This is a genomic window from Paraburkholderia atlantica, assembly GCF_009362785.1.
GTDB lineage: Bacteria > Pseudomonadota > Gammaproteobacteria > Burkholderiales > Burkholderiaceae > Paraburkholderia > Paraburkholderia atlantica.
The window spans coordinates 80722-90711 of sequence record NZ_WHNQ01000030.1 but is presented as its reverse complement, the minus strand read 5'-3'; the positions used below and the strand labels follow the sequence as shown (position 1 = coordinate 90711).

At 58.8% G+C, this 9990-nt stretch carries 9 protein-coding genes; 2 read left to right on the top strand and 7 right to left on the bottom strand.

Going from position 1 to position 9990, the window contains the following annotated elements; all coding sequences use genetic code 11:
• The 4 genes from GCT19_RS31285 to GCT19_RS31270 all read right to left on the bottom strand — a co-directional run.
• Window positions 1-1318, bottom strand: a 1318-nt coding sequence (locus GCT19_RS31285; protein ID WP_265334636.1) for a Wzz/FepE/Etk N-terminal domain-containing protein, incomplete at its 3' end; no start/stop codon positions are given.
• A 486-nt stretch (window positions 1319-1804) separates the two neighbouring features.
• The gene (locus tag GCT19_RS31280; protein ID WP_227749364.1) at window positions 1805-2200 is read right to left on the bottom strand and encodes a hypothetical protein; all 396 of its coding nucleotides are present in this window, start codon (window positions 2198-2200) and stop codon (window positions 1805-1807) included.
• Between the two features lie 41 nt (window positions 2201-2241).
• Window positions 2242-4200, bottom strand: a complete 1959-nt coding sequence (locus GCT19_RS31275; RefSeq protein WP_152854051.1) for an RICIN domain-containing protein — start codon at window positions 4198-4200, stop codon at window positions 2242-2244.
• 17 nt (window positions 4201-4217) lie between these two features.
• The gene (locus tag GCT19_RS31270) at window positions 4218-4862 is read right to left on the bottom strand and encodes an SCO family protein (protein ID WP_152854050.1); all 645 of its coding nucleotides are present in this window, start codon (window positions 4860-4862) and stop codon (window positions 4218-4220) included.
• A 1138-nt stretch (window positions 4863-6000) separates the two neighbouring features.
• Between GCT19_RS31270 and GCT19_RS31265 the strand changes: the two genes are divergently transcribed.
• On the top strand, window positions 6001-6318 hold the full coding sequence (locus GCT19_RS31265) for a hypothetical protein (RefSeq protein WP_152854049.1): 318 nt from the start codon (window positions 6001-6003) through the stop codon (window positions 6316-6318).
• A gap of 190 nt (window positions 6319-6508) precedes the next feature.
• On the opposite strand, the gene GCT19_RS31260 is transcribed toward GCT19_RS31265, so the two are convergent.
• Window positions 6509-6730 carry a hypothetical protein gene (locus tag GCT19_RS31260; RefSeq protein WP_152854048.1) on the bottom strand — a complete coding sequence of 74 codons (222 nt, stop codon included), beginning with the start codon at window positions 6728-6730 and terminating at the stop codon, window positions 6509-6511.
• A 43-nt stretch (window positions 6731-6773) separates the two neighbouring features.
• Here GCT19_RS31260 and GCT19_RS31255 point away from each other — a divergent pair, with 43 nt between their 5' ends.
• Window positions 6774-7859, top strand: coding sequence for a glycosyl hydrolase (locus GCT19_RS31255; protein ID WP_018434909.1), 1086 nt, complete (start codon window positions 6774-6776; stop codon window positions 7857-7859).
• Window positions 7860-8220: 361 nt separating this feature from the next.
• On the opposite strand, the gene GCT19_RS31245 is transcribed toward GCT19_RS31255, so the two are convergent.
• Window positions 8221-9006, bottom strand: a complete 786-nt coding sequence (locus GCT19_RS31245; protein WP_018434910.1) for a COG4705 family protein — start codon at window positions 9004-9006, stop codon at window positions 8221-8223.
• A gap of 90 nt (window positions 9007-9096) precedes the next feature.
• Window positions 9097-9969, bottom strand: coding sequence for an endonuclease/exonuclease/phosphatase family protein (locus tag GCT19_RS31240; RefSeq protein WP_152854047.1), 873 nt, complete (start codon window positions 9967-9969; stop codon window positions 9097-9099).
• Window positions 9970-9990: the final 21 nt, after the last annotated feature.

Genomic DNA, 9990 nt, shown 5'->3' with positions numbered 1-9990 from the left:
CTTTCGGCACCACCGGGTTGTCGATCAGCCGCGCCGTTCCCACCTTGCCCGCGCGCACCAGCTTGAGCTGTTGCATGTTGTTCAACATGCCGACATAAAGCTCGTTGTTCACGTTCATGTCACGGGTCAGGCGTACCGCGTTCTGCTCCAGGTCCGGCAACCCCTGTTCCTGCTGCGACAGGCTGCCGATCCTGCTGCCCAGCATGCCGATCTGCTGATCGAGCGCCTGGATCGCCGGGTGACCCGGCGCGTAGATCGCGCCCATTTCCGCGCGCTTCTGCTTCAGTTCGAGCAGGCTGCGCTGTGCAGCCACGCTCTGATCCAGATAGGCCTTGCCCTGCTCACTCAGGTTGAACACGCCCATGCGGTTGCGCATGTCGTTATAGCGTCCCTCGGCGCGCTCCAGGTCGCTCTTCAGTTGCGGCAGCTGGGCGCTCAGGAACTCGAGCGACTTCTCGGCTTCTGCCGCCTTGCGCTTCAGATTCTGGTCAACATACGCATTGCCGATTTCGGCGAGCGTGCTGGCCGTCAGCATCCGCTCGGAGCCCGTTAGCGACGCACCGATGATGCCGCTGTCCTTACCCTTCTGCGACACGGTCAGCCTGTTTTGCAGGTTTTCCACCGTCTTTTCGCGCGACTGCCTCTCCAGAATGAATTGCGTGCCCGGCCTGGCATTCAGCGCATCGATGCGCAGCGTGATCGCGCCATCAGGCAGTGTCGTGTCGAGCGTTGCGCCCACACGGCCCTCGACCGGCTGGCTCAGATCCGACTGCTCCAGCCGGTAGCGCCCGTCATCCAGAACGGTCAGCACGAACTTCTCGCCTTCGAATGCTTCCGGAACGTTGAAGCTGGACACCTTGACCGATTCATTGCCCCACGCATATCCGCCAAATCCAAAGAGCCCTGGCTCAGAAACACTTCTGGCTTGCCGTCCCAGCCAGTCGCCGATCAATGGAAAGCGCCTGGGCTTTGCGCTGATATCGAGGTGCAGATCGTCGACGGCTTTGCCGACCACCATTCTCGACTGAATGATTTCCATCTCAGCCGTCGCCTGTGTCTTGACGTCGAACATGCTCGAGACGTCGCCCAGCGGGCTCTTCGAATTGTTGGTCGGGATGCTGTCTTCCACCTGCACGAGAATATCGGCCTGGTACACCGACGGCGCAATGAACGCGTATGCCACGCCCAGCGCGAGCACGCTGCCGGCGATTCCACCGACCAGCCAGCGGTTGGCCATCAGAACGTCGAAATAACGTGAAAGACTGACCTCGTTATTCCGGAGCACAGCGGTATTCGTAAGGAGAGAGTTCTGGTTCATCGAAACCCCAGGGCGGGTGTACGAAAAGGATGGAAGCCGGATTTGAACTGCGGGCGATGCGGCGCTGCCAAATCACGTTTCTTGTCGCGGGACGGCGAAAATCGGACGTACATGCCGAGTACGTTGGCCCTGCTCGCAACGCACCGGAGAGTAAATCCCTATGATCTTCGCCCCGCCGTGTGCTCGAATTAAATCGTCTTATCGTCTACACAGCTTCCGCTGGACCTGGCGCAGACTTCTAATTTTTCCGCATCGGATATGTTGCGCCAGCAAACAGACATCAAGTTATTCATACGAGATGCAGTCACAGCCTATCTGATGGATTGCCGCACCTCCGTACGCTGCCGCACGTTGTCATTTTTCGCCGCAACGGCACACTCGATTCAATCGCGGATAGTCCGACAGTCCAGCGCGCTGCGAAGTACTCGCGATGTTGCGCAATTGCGAACCATATGCGCCAATTTCGCGCGACCGTACGCAAAGGTGTTAGGGCCTCGTCACGAAATGCCAGAGCGCCGCACACTCGGTATCGGAAATCCGGTAGTGAGGCATGGCTTTGCGCAACAACACGTTGGCTGGATCGATGCCTTCTCTGAGCGCCCTGCAGAACGTTGCCTGATCGTAACTGCTCGCCGGACCGTCCCTTCGACTCTTCGCAGGAAACAGGTTGCCGGCGCTCAATGGCGGTGCGAATGCGTCGGCCGCGCCGGTTTGCGAATGGCAGTTGCCGCAACGAGTGGTCGAGCCGGGCAGCAGATGATCGTCGTCGCGCAATTGCGCCGCGACCGAATGCTGCCCGTTGAAGATCGCACACCCAAGATCCCTCGGCTCGCAAAGCGGCGCGGCGTGCACCACATACGTGATGCTCGCCAACCCCAGCATAAGCGCCACTCGGGCCGCGGTTCGCACTGGCAGCCATGTCATCACTGGATCTGCACCGTGCGAGAAACGCTCGGCACGCCCTTCGCGTTCAGGCCGAACAGCATGTAGTAGCCAGGCACGACGACACCCGGCTCGGAAGGAATATTGATCAGATATTCGCCCGCTGTCCCTACCGTGAAAGTTACGGGAACCCGCCGCTGCTCATTGTTGACCGAGTGGGTCGACGAAGACATGCGCATCAACGCAAAAGCCGTGATGCCACTGCTGCCCGTTACTGCAATCGATGTACCGAGCTGGGCCGTGGTGGGCGCGGCTGTGAGGGTCGGTCGTGTCGCCGCCGAGCCGTCCGCATTGAGCAGGTAGGGCGGCGTGAGTATTTCGAGGTTCGTGTGGTTTGTCGAGCAGCTTCCGCACAGTCCACCGCCGCCACTCAGTACGCGGCCGTCCGCCAGCAGCAGCGCGATGCTGTGATAGTTGCGCGGCACGGCTTGCGGCGGGAGTACCGAGAACGTCTTGGTGGTGGGGTCCCACAACTCTGGCGCCAGCACGCCGGTGTCGTCCGAGAACGGTTGCGCGAACGCCTGTCCACCTACGACCACCACCTGGCCGTTCGGCAATACCACGCTGTTGTTGAACGCGCGGCGGTAATTCATCGGCGTAAGCGTTTGCGTCACCGCGGTGCCGCTACTGATGTCGATTAGCGTAGCGTCCGACGTCGCGTTGGCTTGCTCGTAGCTCGGCGCACCGCCAACCGCCAGGATCTTGCCGACGTCGTACATCACGGCGTTGCCGTTCATCGCGTCGGTATCGCTGCCGCGGTTACCGGCAGGCGTCACGGAGCCCGCGCCAGCCGTATCGAACCAGTGCATGGCAACACTGGGACCCGCGTGGAAAACACGCCCATTTGCCACTGCAAACAGCCAAGCGTGATTGTCGGAGCGGAAAATGCCAGCTGCGTCATTCGTGAGGATATAGTCGGCGAGAATCGCGCTGTTGACCTGCCAACCCGTACCTGGCGACCAGGTTTCGCCGGTCTTGCCGCCCTCGCCTCCATTCCACGAACCGCCCACCAGGAATACGTTGCCGTTGCTCAACGTTGCGCTACCCTGGTAGCCGCGCGGAATTTTCATTAGAGGACCTGTCGACCACTTTCCAGTGGAAGGCGTGTAGAAACTCGTTGCATCGCTGCTCGAGCCGCCGGTGACGTAAATGCGGCCATCCGGAAGATTGACGATGCCCGGACAGAACATATCGTGGCCGGTATTCGTCACGAGCACCTGTTTGCTGGTGCCGATCGTCGGATTGAAGATCGCGGTGTACGTGTTGCCGGGTGTCACTTCGCCAGACGTAAAGTCCAGCTTCTGGTCAGAAGACCACACTACCACGGTGCCGTCGGGAAGATTCGCCGCAGCCGCGGGCACGATCGACAGGTTATAGGGCGTCGTCCACTTCGCCGGCAATGTTTTCGCGGTCATGCCGCTGATTTGCCACGTCTGCAGCGGGCCGCCGCTGCAAGGCTGCTGCGTGATCTGCGAGCCCTGCGCCGTGAGACTCGCAACCGCAAGGCACAAGTTGCTCTGCGACGCGACGATTGCAAAGCCGCCGCCTTGCGGTATGAGTTTGAAGCTTTGATTCGCCTGGCCATTGCAGGTCCACTGGTCCGCTCCAGCGCCGGCGTCGGTGCTTACACCGAAGATGTCGAGGCAGAGATTGCTGTTGACGTTGACGAACTGATAAAGGCCGTTGTTCTGCGTCAGTGTCCAATGCTGGTTATTTCCACCATTACACGTCCACTCGATAACCGAGGCACCGGGCGTTTTCGATTCGGCGTTCACATCGGCGCACAACGTCGTGCCGTTAACGGTGAGGGTGCTGGACGTCTGCGCGTCAGCAGGCGTGGAGAAGATTGAAAGCGCCGGCAATAATGCGATCAGCAACAATGCTTTCACGCACCTGTCGAATAACTGCGAAATGACCCTAAGCGATTGTTTTTGTGACATGGCCTCAGTCCAGTAGATTACACACGCCCTAATGCGCCCAGTACTTCGCAAACTTCATCCGCGCGGGGTAGGTCATCGCTTCGCCAGCGCAACATTGCGTTGGCGTCGAAGCAGTAGATTTGGGTCGAGTGGTCGGCAATGTTGCCGAGTGGCAAGGTGCTGCCCGAAAGCGTCGTGCGCATTCGGTCGACGTCCTGCAACGTCGGCGTGGCCGCCCGCCATTCGGGTCCGGCCTGGAAGCGCTTGAGCCATGCGTGCAGCGCGGGCGGCGAGTCGGAAAGCGGATCGATTCCGATCGACACCAGCTGAATCGGATAGCGGTGCTGCAACTGCGATATCCGTTGCTGAACGGTGCTGAACAGCGCACCTTGCAAAGGACAAACTGAACTGCATCCTGTGTAAATCGTCTGCAACGCAGTCACTTTCCGATGCAACAGGTCGGTTAGCAGCAGTTTCTGGCCGCTTTGATCGATCACCCAGAAGTCGTCGAGACGAATGGGCGGCGTGACGAGTCCTACGCTCGCGTGCTGCGCGTATAGCGGAAAAGAAATGCCGGCTAACGCGGCGGCCGATACGCCACGCAGCAGCGCGCGGCGCCTCGGGTTTCGGACCGGCGCGCAAGCGCGCAACTCCGCGCGACTCGGCGCGTGTCGATGAAACATGACTGTGATCTCCCGCAACGTGTAACGGCCTACAAAACCATTCCTCGCCATCTCTTATTGCGTGTTACCCGCGCGAAAATGCGCAGGCGTCGCTCGACGGCTGCGTTCGCTCTCTGCTGGCGAATCAACGGCACTGTTGAGCGTAGCAGGGAACCTTCCGGAAAATGACAGCGTCTGGCCCGCGACTTGCGCCGTTTTGTGAGGTCGGCCACATAATCGCGAGGCTTCAGAAACTGAGTGTTTTTGGAAAGCCGCAGCAAAGGCCTTTGTTGATCTGCAGATCTCGAGCCGCCCGCTGAATCAGTGAAGGCCGTGGCAGAGAAGATGTCGCGAAATCGAATGCGCGCCCGTTTTCATCGTCGAGTGGCAGACAGCGAAGCGAGTGTCGATATGCGACCGGTGTTCCGCCGGCTTCGAGTTTCTTCGCGATAACGACGAGCGACTGCACCGTGGTTCCCTCGCGACGATAACCGTGGTTAAATTCGCATTTCGCGATTTATTTGATGCTGCCCGGGCGGCGGGCAAAAATGCCCCGACGGATATCTGTCTTTCTAAAACCATACTAACGCATTCAATTAGGTTTTCAGCCATCCGCTAATAGCTAGACATTGGCAGAAAGAACTATCCGACCCCTGTCTTTAGGCGCCAAGTAACAACTTTGTAACGGTTCTTATGTTGTTTGGTCAATTCGTCAATAGAGCGTGAAAACGCCTTGGGATAAGCGTGGGAAGGGAGGCGGGCTCTCTCACCGATGGGCTCCCATAGCACAGATCTCGTTGTTACGCTTAGTTACGACCGTCGGGGCAATTTTTGTTCCATTTCTGTATCATTCGTTTCGTCAGATCAGTCAGGGAAAACCTAGGGGTCGATTTTGATTCGATCAGTATAACTTCGCAATTTGCGACGAATCACCGATCGTCCTTAAAACGATGAATGTGGGTTTTCGGCGCATCGCATTAAATCTGATGATTAAATTCGATTAAATGCACCACGCGAGTCCGGCAACGGGCGACCTTGACAAAAGCGGATCATTAATTAGCTGTACTCCGTGTTGTTGCGTAATTATTTCGTGGCGACGTCCTTATCACGCGAACGCTGTTCGTTTTAGCGGCCAGATTTGATCGGCCTTGATAGACAGATGTCCTCTTTCAGCAGACTCTCTCCAAGACTAAAACCGTCATTTCATCAACTTCCTCAGATCGCAAAAACCGTTTCAGTGCTTGCATTTACCGCAGGAATTCTAAGCCTTGCAGGTTGTGGCGGTGAAACAAACGATGATGGCAGCACGCAGTCCGTGACTGCCAACTCCTCCCTCTCTGCCAACCCAGTCGCGAACGCGGCGACGGATGCGTATAGCAACGGCGTAGTGCCCAGCAACAATGGTTCGCCGCCGGTTCAGGCGAACGGTCAGCCTTATAACCGCGCCGTGATTCAACGGGCGGGACAAGGCGATTGAGCCGTTTCGCGACGATCCACACGAAGCCCGCGTATCCCTCGCAAGACCATTTTCAATCGTGATGTCAGCGACAGTTGACTCACGCGTTGACGTGTTTGCGTTACGTATGCCATCGCCACATGAACTGATGGTCATCGGCAAACGTAACGCCTACGTTCTCGGACCATCCCCCGTAAGTAGCAATTTATAGCTAAGCCATGAAACTCAGACTCTGCTCCTTATTCACCGTTTTAGCCCTGTTGTGCGGGCAATCGATGCCTGCGTTCTCCAAGTCATTCTCGAGGGCACATTGGGGCAACGCCAACACTACATCTACAACCGCAGCAGCCACCACATCTGCCGCACCCGCGACGACATCCACCCCCACCACCACATCCACCCCGACCACCACCGCCGCGAGCCCCACTGCCACGCTGCAGCCGCCGCCCACCGGAAGCGGAAACGATCGCTTTGCAATGGACGTGAACTGCAATCTCTGGAGCGGGGATCAGACGGCGCTCAACGAGTGCTCAAAGGACCTGGACCTGATTGCCGGATTGGGCGTCGGTACGGTTCGCCTCGGTGTTTCGTGGGACTTCATGACGCTGGCCGATGGCAGCACGCTGGACCCCAATAAAGTGGCCTTTTTGAAGGGGCTTCTGAACGCCGCACGCACGCGCGGCATGAAGATTCTTTTCGAGGTTGGCATGTACGCGCCGTCAAGCGCATACCAATGCTCGGCCACCCAGAATCCGCCGAGCGGCTCGTCGCCGCGACTCGACTTCTGCGACGCGACGTTCACGAAGTATCTCGGCTCGCTGATGGACGTCGTGCTGCCCTTCACGGCTGACATCGAACTGTTTAACGAGACCAACTGGTCGTTCTCCGCTTCGGACCCGTCGTACGGCGATCCGAACGGTATTTCCGGCTACATTCTGAATCGCAGCAAGACGCTCTATTCGGAAGCCAAGCAGGTCCTCAACACGAAGAGCCAGTCGGGCTACAAGACGGTTCTGCATACTCAGGGCATCTCGTACTTCTACAACTCGGCGTATCCGAATAACGGCTGGCAACCGCCAGCAGGCAATGAGCTGATCCAGGCGACCGACTACATCAATGCCATGGGCAACAACACGAAGAGTGCTTCCAGCCCGTTGAACACCACGATCGACGTCGTCGACGTTCACCCGTACTTCGGCAGCGCCGAGTACAACACGCTGGTGCAGGCATTCATGACCACGGTGTCGAACCTCGTCAGCAGCGGCGCGAAGCCGATCTGGCTGACCGAGACCAACAATGGCACCAACGGTACGGACGCCGGACAAACGGCCGCATTCAACCAGCTGAAGCTTCTGATGAACAACGGTTCGGTGGCAAAGGCGTTCTGGTATGTCGTGCGTAACGGCGATCCGAGCAATGGCGAAGGCGACGGCTATTCGATCTACGACTTCAACCGTAACCTGATTCGTCCGCAGCTTGCAGCCGCGATTCAGGCCTACACGGCGACGATTCCGAGTTCGGAACGCTTCCTGTCGGGTTCTTATCTGACTCCGATCCAGTAAGCCTGCCTGCAGTAACCCATGAAAGAAGGGAGCGCCAACTTTGGCGCTCCCTTCTTTTTTGCCTTTTGGATACGCGCTGTGTGCGATCGCGCACGCGAGGCGTGCAGATTCGTCCGATTGTGGACGACTCGACTCAGCGGCGTGACTTTCTTCTTTTCTTCGGCTTCGGTGGTGTGAGGGCCGCGCTCCAGAATGCGGAGGCCGCGCGCTTGGCCGCCGCGGTCGTTCGTACCCGCGCTGAGTTCGCAACGGTATTGGCGCCGCTCAACCACATGCTCAGAAACGGGTTCTTCTTGGTCCAAGGATTCTTCATGTCGGCCTCGATTGAAGGGATGTCTAGCGGGCGAGGCTCTTCGCTCTACTACCGCATCGCTCGCCCAGCAGGACGCTGCGGTAACAAAACCACGCACAGGGCCATGAACGAAACCAGAATCACCGATGCATAGAGCCGGCTGATCTCGAGCCCACCTTGAGAAACGGGTTTGTCGAGCAGATCCCCCAAGGTCGCGCCGAGCGGACGCGTCAGGATGAACGCCGCCCAGAAAATGGCGGTTCGCGACAGCCGCGACCAGTAATAGAGCGCACCGACGATCAGCAGACCTGCACCGAAGATCAAAGCGCCGTTCTCATAGCCGAGCCCCAGTCCGCCTTCGTCCGATCCCGCCACCCAATCGCCCAACGCCGTACCCAGTGTCTGCGAAAAGAGGATCGTCACCCAATAGAACCACTCGGCCCTCGGCGTGATCACGTTCTGCACTGCCACCGTACCTTCCGATTTGTACCAGATGCCCAGGCTCGCAAGCAGAAGCGCGAAGACAAGCATGACACCGCCCGGATAGCCAATTCCGACGGATCGATCGAAGAAGTCGGCCAGCGTGGTACCGAGCGTGGTCGTTGCGACGATGGTCGCCCAATAAAGCGTGGCATTGAACCGCTCCGCCCTGATCTGCCCGGCGACCAGCGCAATAAAAATAACTGCAAAGATCCCGGTGCCGATCAGATAGCCCAATTTGAGGGACATAGTTACCCAATCGCCGCCCGTTTCACCAAGTGTCGTGGCGGCGATTTTGATGATCCAGAAGCCCAGCGTGACCTGAGGGACTTTGCTGACTGCATGCGTGCGAATTTGCGATTGGCTGCTATTCATGTGAGGTGCTCACTATTCTCGTGGCTTGAACATAGGCTCAACCATCGCAGAACAACTCTTAACAGACCCTTAAGCATTCCCGCAGAACCTTCAACGCAGTTCCAGCCACATCGGCTGATGATCGGACGAGCGGCTGTGCGGATCGACCTCGCACGATGCAATGCGTGTGCCCAGGTCTTGCGTGACGAAAACGAAATCGCACGCGAACGGTCCGTCGGGCCATTGCTCGTGATCGTACAGGCCGACCGTCGCGGCACGCGGCTCGCCGGGGTGCGCGCGGGCCCACGCATCGACGAACGTCGGTGCGTCGGCGATCGGTTCCAGCATCCGGCAAAACGCGGTGTCTTCGAATGCGCTGTTGAAGTCACCGCACACAACCGCGCTGAGCGGGCGCGCCGTATCGGCAAACGGGCTGTCCGGCTTTTCACCCGGCGCAGGAGAGCGCGCGTGATCGCACGCTTCCTGATGCAGCTCACGCAGTCTTGCCACTTGCGCGAGCCGCTGTTTCTCCGAATAAAACTCGAGGTGAGTGCTAATGACACGAAGCGGACCGACGTCGGTTTCGAGCACCGCTTCGAGCGCGACGCGCAGCATCGATGGCTTGGCGGGATCGGCGGGCCACGGCAGTGAATGGCGCAGCACCTGACGAACCGGTAAGCGGGTCACGATGGCATTGCCGAACTGCCGCCGATGACGGCTCGCGCCCAGCGAGGGAAGATCGGAGCCGATCGCATCGAGTACGGTCATTTCCGGCAGCAGAGCGGCAAGTTCGGCGAACTGATCGGACGATGGCGCGCCTTTCAGTCCGCCTGCCGCCGGTTCTTCGTTGAAGCCGCGCGTGACTTCCTGCAGACACAGCGCGTCGAAGTCGCATAACGCGCGGGCTTCACGCACGATCCGGCCGAGGTCGACGCGGCCGTCGACGCCGCAGCCCCACTGAATGTTCCAGTCGACCAATTTCATGATGGCCTCCTTGAAAGATCC

Excerpts from the sequence above, each read along its gene's own strand:
- GCT19_RS31270 (WP_152854050.1), bottom strand. The coding sequence starts at position 4,862 with ATGTTTCATCGACACGCGCCGAGTCGCGCGGAGTTGCGCGCTTGCGCG.
- GCT19_RS31245 (WP_018434910.1), bottom strand. The coding sequence starts at position 9,006 with ATGAATAGCAGCCAATCGCAAATTCGCACGCATGCAGTCAGCAAAGTC.
- GCT19_RS31275 (WP_152854051.1), bottom strand. The coding sequence starts at position 4,200 with ATGTCACAAAAACAATCGCTTAGGGTCATTTCGCAGTTATTCGACAGG.
- GCT19_RS31265 (WP_152854049.1), top strand. The coding sequence starts at position 6,001 with ATGTCCTCTTTCAGCAGACTCTCTCCAAGACTAAAACCGTCATTTCAT.
- GCT19_RS31240 (WP_152854047.1), bottom strand. The coding sequence starts at position 9,969 with ATGAAATTGGTCGACTGGAACATTCAGTGGGGCTGCGGCGTCGACGGC.
- GCT19_RS31280 (WP_227749364.1), bottom strand. The coding sequence starts at position 2,200 with ATGCTGGGGTTGGCGAGCATCACGTATGTGGTGCACGCCGCGCCGCTT.
- GCT19_RS31255 (WP_018434909.1), top strand. The coding sequence starts at position 6,774 with ATGGACGTGAACTGCAATCTCTGGAGCGGGGATCAGACGGCGCTCAAC.